Below are 14,141 nucleotides of genomic sequence, written 5' to 3' on the forward strand. Positions count from 1 at the left end.
CGTTGCCCCGGGCCTCTCTCCCGCCGGCCCGCCGACCACCTCGTGAGGGTGGTGAACGCGCCCGCGGAGCGAGACTCCAGAGGAGCGTATCGCTGGGTTTACGACGCCCTTAACCGGGTGTGCCTTACCGCCCGGGACGGGTCAAGATTGGGACACAGGTCGACTACAGCCGGAGGTTTCCCGTGTCGGAGAACCAGCCCCCGACGGCCCTCGTCACGGTGGAGGCGAGGGGCCACAAGTGCCCGATCCCGATCATCTGGCTCGCCCGACGGATCCATGAAGTGCCCATCGGTGCGGTCATCGCAGTCACTGCGGACGATCCTGCGGCGAGTCCGGACATCCCGGCCTGGTGCCGGATGAAGATGCACGAGTTCGTCGCGGAGGTGCCCGCGTACCCGGGTAGCGCATTTCACATCCGGCGGATGTACTGAGCCCGGCCGGGTCCGTTCCGGGGGTGGAGCGGGCTTCCGGTTCCGTTGCGATAACGATTCACGGGTGTCCGGGCTGCACCGCCGGAGGAGGCGGATCCCCGGTCCGGGCACCCAAAGGTCGAGCCGCGTGGACACCGGGTGTCCACGCGGCTCTGCTCCTCCCGATGCCGATCCCGGGGTGGGCCCGGCATCGGGAGGAACGGGGTTTATCGAGCGTAGTACTCGACGACGAGCTGCTCGTCGAAGGGCACCGGGATCTGCTCGCGCTTGGGGCGGTCGGTGACCGCGATGCGCAGGTCCTGGTGGCTCACGGCGAGGAAACCGGCGATCTTGTCGTCGGCGTGGACGCCCTCGGCGGCCTCGACGAAGGGCACCATGTTGCGGGACTTGCTCCGAACGCTGACGATCTGGCCCGGCTTGACCTGGTACGACGGGATGTCGACCTTCTTGCCGTCCACGGTGATGTGGCCGTGGTTGACGAACTGGCGCGCGGCGTAGACGGAAGCGGCCAGGCCGGCACGCAGAACGACGGTCGCCAGACGCATCTCCAGGTCGGCGAGCATCTCCTCACCGGTGCGGCCGGCACGCTTCTTGGCGTTGTCGTAGACGCGAGCGAGCTGCTTCTCGGTCAGGTCGTAGTACCAGCGCACCTTCTGCTTCTCGGCCTGACGGACGGCGTAGTCGCTGCTGTTGCGACGGACGCGGCGGCCGTGCTCGCCGGGCGGGTAGGGGCGCTTCTCGAAGTAGCTGACCGCCTTACGGGTCAGCGGGGTGCCGGCGCGCCGGGACAACCGCACCTTCGGTCCGGTGTAGCGCATGCGTAGTCCTTTCAGAATTCCATACGGGAGTCCCAGGTAAGGCTGGCCTAGATCTGGGAGATGCGCGGAGGCACCCGCCGACCGCACCATGCCGGAAGCGTGTGCGGTCGGGCTCCCCACCGTCGCGCGTGACCCTGCGCGAACGGCGTGGGCTCGGTCTGCCGGCACGCGTTTCAGCGCACCGGGGGCACGAGGGCTCCCCACAGGGTCGGCGGAGCCGAGTTCGTGCGGGCAGCAACCCGGCCCCGAAGGGCCGGGTCGTGCGGGTCACAGGTTTCCACTCTAGAGGGTCGCGGGCACCGCCCGGACCGCTCGGAGAGAGTTCCTCGTTACAGGTGGGGGCGGACCTCGTCGGCCGCTTCCTTGCCGTAGGAGGTCTCGATGCGCTCGAGGAGGCCCTTCGGGGTGAGCTCGTACTCCTGAGGGCCGTTGACCTCCAGGCAGTGCACGGCGGTCGCGTTGCCGACCTGGGCGGCGCGCTCCAGGGACAGGCCCCAGGAGTGGGCGGCCAGGAAACCGGCGCGGAAGGAGTCGCCCACACCGGTGGGGTCGACGACCTCTCCGACGGAGGCGACGGGCACGTGGATGCTGGGCTCGCCCTTGACGTCGATGCGGGCGCCCTTGGACCCCAGGGTGGTCACGCGGGTGCCCACGCGCTCGAGGATCTCGTCGTCGGACCAACCGGTCTTCTGCTCGGCCAGAGCCTTCTCGTACTCGTTGGTGAACAGGAGCCTGGCACCCTCGATGAGGCTGCGCACCTCCGGGCCCTCCATGCGGGCCAGCTGCTGGGAGGGGTCGGCGGCGAAGGCGATCGAGCGGGAGCGGCACTCCTCGCTGTGGCGGACCATGGCGGCCGGGTCGTCGGCGCCCACGAGCACCAGGTCGATGCCGCCCAGGCGGTCGTGGATCGGCTTGATCTCGATGTTGCGGGCGTCGGCCATGGCGCCGGCGTAGAAGGAAGCGATCTGGTTCTGGTCCCGGTCCGTGGTGCACACGAAGCGGGCGGTGTGGCGCAGCTCGGAGATGTGTACGGCGGAGGTGTCGACGCCGTGCCGCTCCAGCCAGGCACGGTACTCCTCGAAGTCGGCTCCTGCCGCACCCACCAGCACGGGGTTCATACCGAAGTTCCCCAGGCCGAAGCTGATGTTGGCGGCCACACCGCCCCGGCGCACGTCGAGTTCGTCGATGAGGAACGACACGGACAACTGCTGGATCTTCTCGGGGATGATCTGCTCGGCGAACCGACCGTCGAAGGACATGAGGTGGTCGGTGGCGATGGATCCGGCAACCGCAATACGCACGAGGCGAAAGCTCCTAGTTCGGGGACGGGTCGATCGGGGGCGACCTGTGTACCGGGCGGGCACACCGGCCCTCCCGTCTGGACTGCATCAGGGTATCCACTGGCCTCTCGGCGCTGAGGAGGGGGGCCCATGACATGACGAAGGGGAGGACGGACACGCTGGTCCGCCCTCCCCTTCGGGGGTGCTGTGGGCCCGCCGCCCGGTGGCGACGGGGCCCACAGCTTAGTTGAAGGAGTCGCCGCAGGCGCAGGAGCCGGTGGCGTTGGGGTTGTCGATGGTGAACCCCTGCTTCTCGATGGAGTCCACGAAGTCGATCGTGGCACCGATCAGGTACGGGGAGCTCATCCGGTCGGTGACCACCTCGACGCCGCCGAAGTCGGCGACGACGTCGCCGTCGAGCTCGCGCTCGTCGAAGTAGAGCTGGTAGCGCAGCCCCGAGCAACCACCGGGCTGAACGGCGACGCGCAGGCGAAGGTCGTCGCGGCCTTCCTGCTCGAGCAGCGCCTTGACCTTGCCGGCCGCCTCATCGGTGAGGATGATGCCCTCGGTGGTCTCGCTCTGAACCGTCATCTGTAAAGCTCCTCATAACAAAGGGTGCGGCCGCCTGGCTGCCCCGATCGCGACGGGGTCCACCGGTCTCAGCCGGTCCTGTCCTGTGCAACGGAGTCAACGTCCGGGACCTGCCCGGCATTCCGCCGTACGACCGCCGCGTCGTTCCCGTCCGCCGCTGTACGGGCCGGCCGCAGCAAGCCGCGGGCGGGAACAATGTGCTCGTGGATCTCAGGGTAATCTTCCCCGGCCCCCGATGCCATATTCCGGACTTCCTCCTGTGGACGGCCGCGGAGGGCACCCTCCTGTGGGCCGGGCCGTTCAGAGCCCGGGGGCACCGTAGACCGGGAACCAGCGCGAGCGGTCCTTCTCCAGGGGAAGATCGTTGCCGATGGCCGCCTCCGCCTGGAGTTCCAGTGCGTTGTCGCGCCGCTGCCCTCCGGTCGGCGCGAACGGGTAGAAGGTACCGCGCTTGTACAGGTAGACCAGACCGAGCGAGCGTCCCCGGGTGTCGTTGAAACCCACCAGGGAGCACAGCAGGGACGGCCCGTAGCCGTTGGCCTCGAGCGTGGAGTTGACCGCGTGCAGATCGGTGACCAGCCCGCTGATGTCGGGGTCGGGGCCGTCTCCCTCGGGTGCGTGGGCGGTACGTACGACGATCCAGGTGTAGCCGTAGTCGTCGGTGACCTGGCGTACCGGCGGCCCCTCCCCCGCGTCGAGCAGGGCGGTGACATCGCTCTCCACGCTCTGGAAGTCGGCACCCTCGGCCGCGCGGAAGGCCACGGAACCTGTGCCGGTCGGGGTGAAACCCGCGGACGCGCGCAGTGTGATGGCCGCCGTGGGCAGACCGAACAAGGCATCCAGATCGGGTTTGGCAGGCTTGGACTGCCCGAGCAGGGCACGCCAGAAACTCATGGTCGACTCCGGTTCCGGGTGTCGGGGGCGGATCAGTGTCCCTGGCCGAGCTGCCGCGAGATCTCGGCGAGGCGGCCCACCCGCTGCTGGACCGGCGGGTGGGTGGCGATGAGCCGACTGAAGCTGAAGCCCTTCTCGGACAACGCCGGGGCGAAGAAGAAGGCGTTGAACGGCTCGGCCTGACGCAGGTCGCGCGTGGGGATGCGTGCCATGTCCCCGGTGATCTTGCTCAGTGCGCTGCTGAGCATGGACGGGCGCCCGGTGAGGTAGGCCGCGGCGCGGTCGGCGGCGAGCTCGCGGTAGCGCGACAGGGCCCGGGTGAGCAGGAAGCTCAACGCCCAGGCGACCGCGCTGACCAGGACCACGAGCAGGGCCACGACTGCGGGTGCGGGGCCGTTGTTGTTGCCGCGCCCGCCGACCGCACCGCTGAACATGGCGAAACGCAGGCCGGCCTGGGTGAGGAAACCCGCGACGATGCCGAGGAACCCGGCGATGGTCATGACCATGACGTCGCGGTGCGCGATGTGGGACAGCTCGTGGGCGACGACGGCTTCCAGCTCGGGGCCCTCCAGGCGCCGGATGAGCCCGGTGGTCACACAGATCACCGCGCTCTTCTCGCTGTGGCCGGTCGCGAAGGCGTTGGGCACGTCGGTGTCGGCGATACCGACCCGGGGCTTGGACATGTCGGCCATGGCGCACAGCCGGTCGACGACGGCGTGCAGCTCGGGCGCCTGCTGGGGCGAGACCTCCTTGGCGCCCATGGCGAACATGGCGATCTTGTCGGAGGAGAAGTAGGAGAAGGCCGCGAAGGCGGCCACGAGGACGAGTACCAGCCAGATATTGAGTCCGGCGGCGACCAGCCCGACGACGAACAGCACGTAGACGAGGAACAAGAGCACCATCGTCAGGACCATCCGGGTCGTGAGACCGCGGTCCGGCCTGAACTTGGAACCCGCCATGTGTGGTCTCCTCCCCGCGACGGTTCGTCGGAAGTGTAGTTCTCGGAGGTGAGATGCGGGTTAAAGCACTCGTCCGCGTGTCCTGGAGTGATCGGTCCCACAACGCAGCGGCCGCCGGGACACTGTGGTCGCGGCGGCCGGCGGCGCATGCGTGGGACCGGGTCCGTACGGACGGCCTGGACGGGGGCCGACGGGCGGTTCACCCCGTGGTCGGTCAGCCGGGGATGAGCCCGTCGTCCTGGAGCATGTCCCGGACCTCCTCCATGCTCGCGTCGGAGGGCGGGAGGATGTACTCGGAGGGTTTCAGAGCGTCGGGGTCGAGGGACTCGCCGTCCTGGCGGACCCGTTCGAGGAGGTCGTGCAGGGCCTTGCGGAAGGTCGCCTCGTCGCCGGACGCGATCGCCCGCTCCAAAGCGTCGTCGTAGGAGTTGAGCAGATCGAGGTCGGCGTCGGTCAGGTCGAGCTGTCCCTCACCCATGATGCGGACGATCACGAGCCCTCCTTCTGGCCGTTGCCACCCTCGATCTGCGGGGCGGAGCCGCCGTCGCCCTGGCCGAGTTCGGCCTTCATCCGCTCCAGTTCCGAGTCCACACCGGTGGTGCTGGCCATGCGGTCCAGCTCGGACTGGATGTCGTCCTTGGAAGAACCGGTGACGTCGTCGAGGGCACCGGATGCGAGCAGCTCGTCGACTGCCCCGGCTCGGGCCTGCATGTCGCTGGTCTTGTCCTCGGCACGCTGTACCGCCATGCCCACGTCGCCCATCTCCTCGGAGATACCGGAGACGGCCTCGCTGATCTGCGTCTGGGCCTGGGCGGCGGTGTAGTTGGCCTTGATGGTCTCCTTGCGGGTGCGGAAGGAGTCCACCTTGGCCTGCAGGCGCTGAGCGGCCGTGGTGAGCTTCTGCTCCTCCTGCTGGAGGTTGGCGTGCTGCTCGCGCAGGCCCTCGACCTGGCTGGTGAGCCCGGAGCGGCGGGTCAGGGCCTCGCGAGCGAGGTCCTCCCGTCCCTGTTCGAGGGCGGTGCGGCCCTGGCTCTCCAGTTTCCCGGACTGCTGCTCGAGCTGCTGGATCTGGAGCTCGACCCGCTTGCGGGAGGTCGCGACGTCGGCCACCCCACGGCGAACCTTCTGCAAGAGTTCGAGCTGCTTCTGGTATGAGTAGTCGAGTGTTTCCCTGGGGTCCTCGACCGAGTCCATGGCCCTGTTGGCCTTGGACTTGAAGATCATCGAAAGTCGCTGAAACACGCTCATCGGCGTGGCCGTCCCCTTCTCGGTCCGTACATCGGCTGTTCCCAGCGGGCGCTCTGCCCAACCCTACGCGGTCTGGCCCGCGGTCGCCATAAAGCGGTGACCGGCTACCCTGAAGGTGTGTTCCGACGTCGCTCCGCTTCCGCAGACACGGATTCGGCTGTTGCCGAGTCCGCCAGCCCTGAGGCCACTGAGGCCACCCAACCTAAGGGATATACCCCCAAGAAGGGTGTCCCCACCCCAAAGCGCAAGGAATCCCAACAGGACCTGCGCCGACCGCTGAACGCCCCGCAAACGCGTAAGGAGGCGTACCGGGCCTACCGGGATCGTCTCGAACGTGAACGAGGGCGCGACGCCCGGCGTTCCGGCGCTCCCAAGGGGCAGGAGAGGTACTACAGACGACAGGACTACGGTGACGCGCGGGCCTTCGCCCGAAACTACGTCGACTCCCGGCGCAGCGTCAGCGAGTTCTTCCTACCGTTCTCGATCGTGATCATCGCGTTGTTGTTCATCAACAACCCGCTCTTCCAGATCGGTGTGGCCTACATCCTCTGGCCGCTGATGATGGTGTCGATCATCTTCGAGGCCATCATGACCGGCCGCGCGATCAAGCGCCGCGCGTCCGAGTACTTCCCCGAGGACCCCACCCTGAAGGGCATCGGCTGGTACGTGGCCATGCGCCAGCTCCAGTTCCGACGCCTGCGTCTGCCCAAGCCCGAGGTCAAGGTCGGCGACGACCCGACCCCGCGCCACGCAGCACGCTGAACGACCACTCGTCCCAGTAAGTCCGCAGTACACGTGAGACGGGGCCGGTGCACGCACCGGCCCCTCACTCATGCCGGGGCCGGTCGGAGGGGTGTCCGGCCGGTTCACCACGGCGGCTGCGGCGCTAGGGTGCCGTCATGGAATTTCGGCATCTGGGCAACAGCGGTCTCATGGTCAGCGAGATCGCGTACGGAAACTGGATCACCCACGGCTCGCAGGTCGAGGAGGAGACCGCCAAGAAGTGCGTGCGGGCGGCCCTCGACGCCGGCATCACCACCTTCGACACCGCGGACGTCTACGCGGGCGGGCGCGCCGAGGAGGTCCTGGGCCGGGCCCTGAAGGGCGAGCGCCGCGACGGACTGGAGATCTTCTCCAAGGTCTTCAACCCCATGGGGCAGGGCAAGAACGACAGGGGACTCTCGCGCAAACACATCGTGCGCGGTGCGGAGGACTCCCTGCGGCGTATCGGTACGGACTACCTGGACCTCTTCCAGGCCCATCGCTTCGACCACACCACCCCGCTCGAGGAGACGATGCGGGCCTTCGACGACCTGGTCCGCCAAGGCAAGGTCCTCTACATCGGTGTCTCGGAGTGGCGGGCCGAGGAGATCGAACGTGCGCTGAAGATCGCCGACGAGATGGGCTTCGACCGGCTCGTGTCCAACCAGCCGCAGTACAACATGATCTGGCGGGTCATCGAGAGCGAGGTCGTGCCCGTCAGTGAACGCGAGGGCCTGGGACAGCTCGTGTGGTCGCCGCTGGCCGGCGGTGTGCTGACCGGCAAGTACGGGCCGGGTGAGAAGCCGCCGAGCGGATCGCGCGCCGCCGACCCCAAGTCCGAGAAGTTCCTGGCGGACAAGGTCTCCGACCAGGCACTGCTGGAACGGGTCCAGGGTCTGGAGCCGCTGGCCGCCGAAGCAGGGCTGAGCATGTCCCAGCTCGCGCTGGCCTGGGTGCTGCAGAACCGCAACGTCTCCACCGCGATCATCGGCGCCTCCCGGCCCGAGCAGGTGGAGAAGAACGTGCAGGCGGCGGGGGTCGAGCTCGATGCCGGGCTCATGGCCCGCATCGACGAGGTGCTCGGCGACAGCGTCCTGCGCGACCCCTCCCTGACCAAGAGCCCGGACAACGTCCGCGGCTGAGGTCCGGTGGCCACATGCGGCCCCGGTGCCCGTCGGCGCCGGGGCCCTCGTGCGCCCGGATGCTCAGGGAAAGGTGCGTGCCCGGGCAGGAGCGCCGCGCCGGGGCGGACGCGGCGCCCGGAAAGCTACTCGGCCGGCTCCAGCGACATCGCGTAGACCTTGCGGTCCTCCTCCATGAGGGCGACGCGCCCCACACCGCCGTCGGTGAGCTCCTGCCAGTTCTCCCCGAGCCAGCTCTCGGCGTCTCCGCGGGAGGTGAACGACTCCGAGGGCAGGCCCTGCTCCAACTCGTCGCCGTCGGGCCCGAAGTAGCGCCAGGTCCACGCCATGTTGACCACCCTTCGTCGGGGACACCACGGCCTCGGTCGCCGTGATCCGTGCCGAGCTTAACCAAAGAGGGCATCGCGATGGGGTTAACTTCGTCAGGTGCGTATCCGATTTCCGGGGACAGCGGGACATGCGGGCTGGCCGGCTCCGCAATGCACCTGCTCCTCCTGCAACAAAGCCCAGGCCGACCGCCGTCTGCCCTTGCGCGTGACCGTGGACGAGCGCTTCCGTGTCCGCGAGGGCGGCGCGGTGGGTCCGGTGCCGCCGAACTACACGGTCACCTCCACCCCCGACGGGACCCTCGTCCAGGGCCCGATCGGCGGCAGGCTGCTGTTGGCCCGTTCCACTCCGGGACCGTTGCCCGGAAACCCGCCGGCCGACGCCGGACCCGGCACCTCCAGCTACGCTTCCGCACCGCCCCAGCAGGTCGACATGGTCATCGTGGACGCCGCTCAACGGCCCGAGACCATCGGAGAGCTGCGCCGCTCGGGCGTGATCGGCGTGACCACCGCCGTGGTCGCGGTCGGCGGCGACCACCGGGTCCGTTCACCCGAGGAGTTCGCCCGCCGGGCCCGGTTGTGGGGCGCCCTGGCGCCCAGTGACGGCAGTGACATGCCTTGCCCTCCCTCGGTGTGGCCGGAGTCGCGCCCGAAAGGCCCGCACCGCACGCTCGTGACCGGCGGGTCCCGGTCGGGCAAGTCCACCGAGGCGGAGGTGCGCCTGCTCGCCGAGCCCCGGGTCGTCTACGCCGCGACGGGTCCGGTCCCTGACGAGGCGCAGGACCCCGAGTGGGCCGCTCGCGTGCGCCTGCACGAGGAACGGCGGCCGTGGTGGTGGCACACCGAGGAGACCTCCGATCTGGCGACGCTGCTCCTGCACACGCGCGGCGCGCTCCTGATCGACTGCCTGGGCACCTGGCTGACCGGAGCGTTGGACCGCCACGGTCTGTGGGCCGAGCAGGCCCCCGAGGGCGCCGAGGAAGCGTTGGAGTCGGAGATCCGCGGCCTGTTGGAGGCTTGGCGCAACACCGGGGCCTATGTGGTGGCGGTGACCAACGAGGTCGGTTCGGGCGTGGTCCCCGCGACCCGGGCCGGCCGCCTCTTCCGCGATCACCTGGGACGGCTCAACCAGTGGGTGGGCGCCGAGTCCGAGGAGGTCGTGCTGGCCACCGCCGGGCGTGTGGTGGAGCTCCCGTGACCCCGGCTGTGGGACCCCTCGCCGACGTGGTCGACGGCGCGCGTATGGCGACGGGCACGTTCACGGCCGTACCGGTACGGGCCGGACGTCTGGACCGGGCCGTGGCCGGGTGGGCCATGGCGTGGGCGCCGTGGTTGGGCGCGTTCCTGGGCCTGGCCTGCGGCCTCCTCGCGGTAGCCGGCTCCTGGCTGGGGCTGGCGCCGACCCTGGCGGCCCTGCTGGGTGTGGGGCTGGGTGCGTTGGCCACACGAGCGCTGCACCTGGACGGGCTGGCCGACGTGGCCGACGGTCTGGGCAGTGCGCTCCGGCCCGAGGGGGCCCTGGAGGTGATGCGCCGTTCCGACATCGGCCCGTTCGGGGTCGTGGCGCTCATCGTGACTCTGGGCGCCCAGACCTTGGCACTGGGACAGCTGGTGGCGCTCTCCCCCGCGGCGGCGCTGTCGGGGGCCGTGCTGGCCGGGACGGTGGGCCGGGCGGCCACGACCTGTGCGTGCATGCCCATGGTCCCTTCCGCGCACAAGGAGGGTCTGGGGGCTTTCGTCGCGGGCAGTGTGCGTGCCCGTGGTCTGGCTCTGGCCTCTGCTGCGCTCCTTCTGGCCTGGATGTCGGGTTGGTTCCTGTCCTGGCCGTGGATCCTGGGCGGTGTGCTTGCGACGGTGGCGGGTCTGGCGGTCGCCGGGGTCCTGCTACGGCACTGTGTACGTCGCCTGGGCGGGATCACCGGAGACGTCCTGGGATCGTTGACGGAGTCGTCCGGTACGGCTGTGCTCGTGGTGCTGGCGGCGTCCGCCTCGTGGGTGTGAACCCTGCGGGCGGTGCCCACCAGGCCTTTCCCGGCACGGCTCCTGTTCCCGGAGAAGCCGTGTCGGCATGATCACATTTTTTCACACGGAGTTTCATCACTCCCCTACCGGGGCACAGCCCTTCGGCCCGGGCCGAACCTCCAGAGGAGCCCCCACCGGCGGTGAGAGGGGCCCTCACCGCCCGCAGGCGCCGGAGCCACCAGGGGGGAAGGCCCGACCCGTGCAGCACCCCCGAGCTCCGTGTCAGCGCCGCGAAGAGCACGGGGCGCCGGGTCGCCGCCGGGCACACCGGGCGACTAGCATCGTTGGCGTGAGCACGACGTTGTCAGTAATTACGGAGTCCCCCAGCACGCTCGACACCGACGCCATCGTCGTCGGTTACCACTCCGGAGGCGATGCCCCGGAGCCCGCGTCGGGCGCTCATGACGTCGATGCCGCCTTCACCGGCGGCCTCGCCCCTACCCTGTCGCTCCTGGGAGCGGGCGGCGCGCCTGAGGAGGTGCACACCATTGCTTCCCTCGGAGCCGTCCCGGCCCCGGTCGTCGTCGCGGTCGGTCTCGGCCCGGCGCCCACCGACGGCCCGGTCGGCTCCGACGTCCTGTCCCGCTCCGCCGGCGCCGCTCTGCGCGCCCTGGCCGCCCGCCCCGAGGGCGCCGGCCGTGTCGCGCTGGCCCTGCCCGCACAGAGCGCGGAACAGGCCGGTGCCGTCGCCCTGGGCGCCCAACTCGGCCTGTACACCTTCGACCGTTACCGCACCAGCGACCAGGCCCGGCGGAAGGCGGACGAGGCAGCGTCCGCGACGCTGACCCTCGTCTCCTCCGCTTCCGGTGCCGAGGCCGCCGCCGAGCGCGCCGCGGTGCTGGCCGAGGGTGTCAACTACAGCCGCGATCTGGTCAACACCGCCCCGGCCGACCTGGTCCCCGAGGACTTCGCCTCGGCTGCGCAGGCCCTCGCCCAGGAAACGAACCTCGAGATCGAGGTTCTGGACGAGCAGGAGCTCACCGAGGGCGGCTACGGCGGCCTGACCGGTGTGGGCCAGGGCTCGGTCAACCCGCCGCGCCTGATCCGTCTGGAGCACAGTCATCCCGAGGCCACGAAGACCATCGCCTTCGTCGGCAAGGGCATCACCTTCGACTCCGGCGGCCTGTCCCTGAAGCCCGCGGGTTCGATGGACTGGATGAAGTCCGACATGGCCGGCGCGGCCTCCGTGCTCGCCGCCATGCGCGCCATCGCCACCCTGGGCCTGAAGGTCAACGCGGTCGGCTACCTCGCCGTTGCCGAGAACATGCCCAGCGGTACCGCCCAGCGCCCCTCCGACGTGCTGACCATGTACGGCGGCAAGACCGTCGAGGTGCTCAACACCGACGCCGAGGGCCGCCTGGTCATGGCCGACGCACTGGTGCGTGCCCAGGAGGACGGCCCGGACCTGGTCGTGGACATCGCCACGCTGACCGGCGCCCAGCTCGTCGCTCTCGGCACCCGCGTCTTCGCGGTCATGGGCAACGACGACGAGGCGCGCGACGGCATCGTCGAGGCCGCTGGTGCAGAGGGTGAAGCCTCCTGGGCCATGCCTCTGCCCGGTGAGCTGCGTGCCGGCCTGGACTCGTCGGTCGCCGACATCGCCAATGTCGCCGGCGAGCGCTGGGGCGGCATGCTCTCGGCCGGTGTCTTCCTCAAGGAGTTCATCGACGAGGGGGTCTCCTGGGCCCACCTCGACATCGCCGGTCCGTCGTTCAACCACGGCGGACCACACGGGTACACCCCCAAGGGCGGTACGGGCACGGGGACTCGCACCCTGGTCCGCATCGCCGAGGAGTACGCCCGCAAGTGACCGCGTGCGGGAGGTGCCTCTGAGCCGGGACGCCTCCCACCCGCGGCGACCGTGCCGCCGCACCGCCCTCCGGTGGGCGGCTCGGTCCTACCACCACCTGAATCACCAGCCACCACAACAAGGAGTTCGTTCCCGTGAGTGAGAGCGGCGGCACCTTCGACCTCGTCGTCCTTGGCGGCGGCAGCGGCGGCTACGCGGCGGCGCTTCGCGCCGCAGAGCTCGACATGAGCGTCGTCCTGATCGAAAAAGACAAGCTCGGCGGCACTTGCCTGCACCGTGGTTGCATCCCCACCAAGGCCCTCCTGCACTCGGCCGAGGTCGCCGACTCCGCGAAGGACAGCGAGAACTTCGGCGTCAAGGCCACCTTCGAGGGCATCGACATGGGGGCCGTGAACAAGTACAAGGACAAGGTCGTCGACGGCCTGTACAAGGGCCTGTCCGGGCTGATCAAGGCCCGTAAGATCACCGTCGTCGAGGGTGAGGGCAAGCTCACCGGCAAGGACGAGGTGACCGTCGACGGCAAGGTCTACAAGGGCAAGAACGTCCTGCTGGGTACCGGTTCCAAGCCCAAGACCCTGGGTCTGGAGATCGACGGCGAGAAGGTCATGACCAGTGACCAGGCCCTGACGATGGACCGTGTCCCCGAGTCCGCCATCGTCCTGGGCGGCGGTGTCATCGGTGTGGAGTTCGCCAGCGTGTGGCGGTCCTACGGCACCGAGGTCACCGTCGTCGAGGCGCTCAAGAGCCTCGTTCCCGTCGAGGAGGAGTCCAGCTCCAAGATCCTGGAGCGGGCCTTCCGCAAGCGCAAGATCAAGTCGGAGCTGGGCAAGCCGTTCGAGTCGGTCAAGACCACCGACTCCGGTGTGGCCGTCACCCTCGAGGGCGGCAAGACCCTGGAGGCCGAGGTCCTCCTGGTCGCCATCGGCCGCGCCCCGGTCTCCGAGGGCCTGGGCTACGAGGAGCAGGGCATCACGCTCGACCGCGGTTTCGTCCAGGTCGACGAGAACCTGCACACGGGTGTCGGCAACGTGTACGCGGTCGGGGACCTGATCCCCACCCTGCAGCTGGCCCACGTCGGTTTCGCCGAGGGCATCTTCGTCGCCGAGCACATCGCCGGCCAGAACCCGCCGGCCATCGACTACGACGGTGTTCCCCGCGTCACGTACTGTGAGCCCGAGGTCGCGTCCGTGGGCCTGACCTCGAAGGTGGCCGAGGAACGCGGCCACGAGATCGTGGAGATGAACTACAACCTGGCGGGCAACGGCAAGAGCCAGATCCTGCAGACGCAGGGTGCGGTGAAGGTCATCGCCGAGAAGGACGGCCCGGTGCTGGGCGTGCACATGGTCGGCTCCCGCATGGGCGAGCTGGTCGCCGAGGGGCAGCTCATCTACAACTGGGAGGCGCTGCCTTCCGAGGTCGCGCAGCTGATCCACCCGCACCCGAGCCAGTCGGAGGCGTTGGGCGAGGCCCACCTCGCTCTCGCGGGCAAACCGCTGCACGTCCACGACTGACCGCACCACCGGGGGGCGGGTCCCGAGCGGGCCCGCCCCCGCCACATCCGCGCTGCCCATTCGAGTCGTTGGGCAGAGACCGCGTCCAGATCCAACGAGGAACCCATGCCGACTTCCGTTTCCATGCCCGGCCTCGGTGAGAGCGTCACCGAGGGAACCGTCACCCAGTGGCTGAAGAACGTGGGCGACACCGTCGAGGTGGACGAGCCGCTCCTCGAGGTCTCCACCGACAAGGTGGACACCGAGATCCCGTCCCCGGTCGCCGGCGTCCTCAGCAAGATCCTCGTCGACGAGGACGAGACCGTCGACATCGGTGCCGAGATCGCCGTCATCGGCGGCGAGGGCGA

16 protein-coding genes are annotated in these 14,141 nt (G+C 69.4%); 8 read left to right on the forward strand and 8 right to left on the reverse strand.

Annotation, left to right across the window (positions count from 1 at the left end):
* Positions 1 to 182 precede the first annotated feature (182 nt).
* Complete coding sequence (locus D473_RS0114280; protein ID WP_017609744.1) at positions 183 to 431, forward strand: sulfurtransferase TusA family protein; 249 nt, start codon at positions 183 to 185, stop codon at positions 429 to 431.
* 206 nt (positions 432 to 637) lie between these two features.
* Here the strand turns inward: D473_RS0114280 and rpsD are convergent, their stop codons facing one another.
* The 7 genes from rpsD to D473_RS0114320 all read right to left on the reverse strand — a co-directional run bounded on the left by rpsD (position 638) and on the right by D473_RS0114320 (position 6,221).
* Positions 638 to 1,249: a 30S ribosomal protein S4 gene (gene rpsD, locus D473_RS0114285; protein ID WP_017609745.1), complete on the reverse strand. Its 612-nt coding sequence runs from the start codon at positions 1,247 to 1,249 to the stop codon at positions 638 to 640.
* Between the two features lie 329 nt (positions 1,250 to 1,578).
* A complete protein-coding gene (locus tag D473_RS0114290; RefSeq protein WP_017609746.1) occupies positions 1,579 to 2,550 on the reverse strand; it encodes a carbohydrate kinase family protein in 972 nt (323 codons plus the stop codon).
* Between the two features lie 222 nt (positions 2,551 to 2,772).
* Entirely contained in the window at positions 2,773 to 3,120 is a 348-nt protein-coding gene (gene erpA / locus D473_RS0114295) for an iron-sulfur cluster insertion protein ErpA (RefSeq protein ID WP_017609747.1), read from the reverse strand.
* A 300-nt stretch (positions 3,121 to 3,420) separates the two neighbouring features.
* Positions 3,421 to 4,014 carry a PspA-associated protein PspAB gene (pspAB, locus tag D473_RS0114305; RefSeq protein ID WP_017609749.1) on the reverse strand — a complete coding sequence of 198 codons (594 nt, stop codon included), beginning with the start codon at positions 4,012 to 4,014 and terminating at the stop codon, positions 3,421 to 3,423.
* A gap of 32 nt (positions 4,015 to 4,046) precedes the next feature.
* Positions 4,047 to 4,973 carry a zinc metalloprotease HtpX gene (gene htpX / locus D473_RS0114310; RefSeq protein ID WP_017609750.1) on the reverse strand — a complete coding sequence of 309 codons (927 nt, stop codon included), beginning with the start codon at positions 4,971 to 4,973 and terminating at the stop codon, positions 4,047 to 4,049.
* 214 nt (positions 4,974 to 5,187) lie between these two features.
* On the reverse strand, positions 5,188 to 5,466 hold the full coding sequence (gene pspAA, locus D473_RS0114315; RefSeq protein ID WP_017609751.1) for a PspA-associated protein PspAA: 279 nt from the start codon (positions 5,464 to 5,466) through the stop codon (positions 5,188 to 5,190).
* Positions 5,463 to 6,221 carry a PspA/IM30 family protein gene (locus tag D473_RS0114320; protein WP_083918011.1) on the reverse strand — a complete coding sequence of 253 codons (759 nt, stop codon included), beginning with the start codon at positions 6,219 to 6,221 and terminating at the stop codon, positions 5,463 to 5,465. The genes pspAA and D473_RS0114320 overlap by 4 nt, the downstream gene beginning before the upstream one ends.
* A 117-nt stretch (positions 6,222 to 6,338) precedes the next feature.
* On the opposite strand from D473_RS0114320, the gene D473_RS0114325 reads away from it, so the two are divergent.
* Both D473_RS0114325 and D473_RS0114330 read left to right on the forward strand, forming a co-directional pair.
* Positions 6,339 to 6,983 carry a DUF3043 domain-containing protein gene (locus D473_RS0114325; protein ID WP_017609753.1) on the forward strand — a complete coding sequence of 215 codons (645 nt, stop codon included), beginning with the start codon at positions 6,339 to 6,341 and terminating at the stop codon, positions 6,981 to 6,983.
* Positions 6,984 to 7,120: 137 nt separating this feature from the next.
* A complete protein-coding gene (locus tag D473_RS0114330; RefSeq protein WP_026126951.1) occupies positions 7,121 to 8,125 on the forward strand; it encodes an aldo/keto reductase family protein in 1,005 nt (334 codons plus the stop codon).
* A gap of 125 nt (positions 8,126 to 8,250) precedes the next feature.
* On the opposite strand, the gene D473_RS0114335 is transcribed toward D473_RS0114330, so the two are convergent.
* Positions 8,251 to 8,454, reverse strand: a complete 204-nt coding sequence (locus D473_RS0114335; RefSeq protein WP_026126952.1) for a hypothetical protein — start codon at positions 8,452 to 8,454, stop codon at positions 8,251 to 8,253.
* A 205-nt stretch (positions 8,455 to 8,659) separates the two neighbouring features.
* Between D473_RS0114335 and D473_RS0114340 the strand changes: the two genes are divergently transcribed.
* The 5 genes from D473_RS0114340 to D473_RS24885 all read left to right on the forward strand — a co-directional run.
* Positions 8,660 to 9,649: a bifunctional adenosylcobinamide kinase/adenosylcobinamide-phosphate guanylyltransferase gene (locus D473_RS0114340; RefSeq protein ID WP_017609756.1), complete on the forward strand. Its 990-nt coding sequence runs from the start codon at positions 8,660 to 8,662 to the stop codon at positions 9,647 to 9,649.
* A complete protein-coding gene (locus D473_RS0114345; protein ID WP_017609757.1) occupies positions 9,646 to 10,452 on the forward strand; it encodes an adenosylcobinamide-GDP ribazoletransferase in 807 nt (268 codons plus the stop codon). The genes D473_RS0114340 and D473_RS0114345 overlap by 4 nt, the downstream gene beginning before the upstream one ends.
* A gap of 310 nt (positions 10,453 to 10,762) precedes the next feature.
* Positions 10,763 to 12,283, forward strand: a complete 1,521-nt coding sequence (locus D473_RS0114355; protein ID WP_083918012.1) for a leucyl aminopeptidase — start codon at positions 10,763 to 10,765, stop codon at positions 12,281 to 12,283.
* Between the two features lie 134 nt (positions 12,284 to 12,417).
* Entirely contained in the window at positions 12,418 to 13,794 is a 1,377-nt protein-coding gene (gene lpdA, locus D473_RS0114360) for a dihydrolipoyl dehydrogenase (RefSeq protein ID WP_017609759.1), read from the forward strand.
* A 105-nt stretch (positions 13,795 to 13,899) separates the two neighbouring features.
* Positions 13,900 to 14,141, forward strand: a 242-nt coding sequence (locus D473_RS24885; protein ID WP_338044151.1) for a biotin/lipoyl-containing protein, incomplete at its 3' end; no start/stop codon positions are given.

It is taken from the genome of Nocardiopsis xinjiangensis YIM 90004 (assembly GCF_000341145.1).
GTDB lineage: Bacteria > Actinomycetota > Actinomycetes > Streptosporangiales > Streptosporangiaceae > Nocardiopsis > Nocardiopsis xinjiangensis.

What these genes read in the sequence shown, in the direction of transcription:
- erpA (WP_017609747.1), bottom strand. Translation starts at nt 3,120, where the DNA reads ATGACGGTTCAGAGCGAGACCACCGAGGGCATCATCCTCACCGATGAG.
- D473_RS0114330 (WP_026126951.1), top strand. Translation starts at nt 7,121, where the DNA reads ATGGAATTTCGGCATCTGGGCAACAGCGGTCTCATGGTCAGCGAGATC.
- rpsD (WP_017609745.1), bottom strand. Translation starts at nt 1,249, where the DNA reads ATGCGCTACACCGGACCGAAGGTGCGGTTGTCCCGGCGCGCCGGCACC.
- D473_RS0114335 (WP_026126952.1), bottom strand. Translation starts at nt 8,454, where the DNA reads ATGGCGTGGACCTGGCGCTACTTCGGGCCCGACGGCGACGAGTTGGAG.
- pspAB (WP_017609749.1), bottom strand. Translation starts at nt 4,014, where the DNA reads ATGAGTTTCTGGCGTGCCCTGCTCGGGCAGTCCAAGCCTGCCAAACCC.
- D473_RS0114320 (WP_083918011.1), bottom strand. Translation starts at nt 6,221, where the DNA reads ATGAGCGTGTTTCAGCGACTTTCGATGATCTTCAAGTCCAAGGCCAAC.
- htpX (WP_017609750.1), bottom strand. Translation starts at nt 4,973, where the DNA reads ATGGCGGGTTCCAAGTTCAGGCCGGACCGCGGTCTCACGACCCGGATG.